Source organism: Mesorhizobium sp. M2A.F.Ca.ET.037.01.1.1 (assembly GCF_003998075.1).
Taxonomy (GTDB): domain Bacteria; phylum Pseudomonadota; class Alphaproteobacteria; order Rhizobiales; family Rhizobiaceae; genus Mesorhizobium.
Genome location: NZ_RZSA01001295.1, coordinates 1 through 1,505 on the forward strand (window position 1 = coordinate 1; position 1,505 = coordinate 1,505).

At 65.9% G+C, this 1,505-nt stretch carries 1 protein-coding gene and 1 pseudogene; both read left to right on the top strand.

The window, feature by feature from the left end:
- Positions 1-1,027, top strand: a pseudogene (locus tag EOA27_RS36085) (CoA-transferase); the annotation flags it as partial.
- The coding region (locus EOA27_RS36090) for an enoyl-CoA hydratase/isomerase family protein (protein WP_145970817.1) at positions 1,020-1,505 on the top strand (486 nt) is incomplete at its 3' end. The pseudogene EOA27_RS36085 and the gene EOA27_RS36090, both read left to right, overlap by 8 nt.

Here is a 1,505-nt window from a genome sequence, read left to right on the forward strand (position 1 = left end):
CACCTACGAGCATGAGGGTGCCTATCTCGGCGGGTTGGAGCAGGCGCTTGCCGCCCGCAACAATGGCGGCATTGTCATTGCGCAGGTGAAGCGCGTCGTCGAGAACGGCACGCTGAAGCCGCACGACGTCCGCGTTCCCGGCGTGCTGGTCGACCATATCGTGGTGGCGCCCGATCAGTTGCAGACGACGCAGACGCCTTACGACCCGGCGATCTCGGGCGAGATCTTCCGGCCACTGTCGAGTTTCCGCACGCCGGAGATGAACATCCAGAAGGTGATCGCGCGCCGCGTCGCCATGGAATTGCGCGACGGCATGGCCGTCAACATCGGCTTCGGCATCTCCGCCAACGTGCCTCGCATCCTTCTCGAGGAAGGCCAGCACGGCAAGGTCACCTGGGTGATCGAGCAGGGCGCGGTCGGCGGCGTACCGCTGCTCGACTTCAAGTTCGGCTGCGCCTCGAATGCCGAGGCGATCATGCCCTCGCCGCACCAATTCATCTATTTCCAGGCCGGCGGCTTCGACGCCTCGCTGCTCTCCTTCCTGCAGATCGACCGCCACGGCTCGGTCAATGTCTCGAAACTTTCGGCGCGGCCCCATGTCACCGCCGGCGCGGGTGGCTTCGTCGACATCACGGCGCGGGCGAGGAAGATCGTCTTCTCCGGCTTCTTCAATGCCGGCGCGAAACTCTCGCTGGCCAATGGCGCGATCCGCATCGACCAGGAAGGCAAGGTCAAGAAAGTGGTCGAGGAGGTCGAGCACATTTCCTTCTCCGGCAAGAGGGCCGTCGCGCAGGGACAGGACATCACCTATGTCACCGAGCGCTGCGTCATGAAGCTGACGCCCGACGGCTTGATGGTCACGGAGCTTGCCCCTGGCGTGGACCTCGAACGCGATGTGCTGGCGCAGGCCGAGATCCCGCTCTCCGTCGCCAACGACCTCAAGGTCACGCCTGCGGCGCTCTATCAGAACCGGCCGATCGGTCTGTCGCTCAACGGCGGTGCCTCGCTCGGAGGCGCGCATGGCTGAACTCGTAACTTTCGAGCAGGATGGCGCGATCGGCATCGTCACGCTGCGCCGGCCGGAAAAGTTCAACGCGCTCGACATCCCGATGCTGCGTGCCCTGGAAGCAGCGCTCGACGAGGCGGAGCGGGCCGAGGGCGTCCGCGCCGTTCTCATCCGTGGCGAAGGCAAGGGCTTTTGCGCCGGCGGCGACGTCGAAGCCTGGGGCGCGATGAGCGCCGCCGATTTTCAGGTGCAATGGGTGCGCTATGGCCACCGCGTCTTCGACCGGCTGGCGCGGCTCCGGCAACCGACCATCGCGTTTCTGTCCGGCCATGCGCTGGGTGGCGGGCCGGAGCTGGCGGCCGCTTGCGCTTTCCGCGTCGCCGAAACGCAGATAAAACTCGGCTTCCCCGAAACCTCTATCGGCGTCGTTCCCGGATGGTCGGGCACGCAACGCGCCGTGCGCCGCTTCGGTGCACAGATCGTGCGCCGGATGGCGATT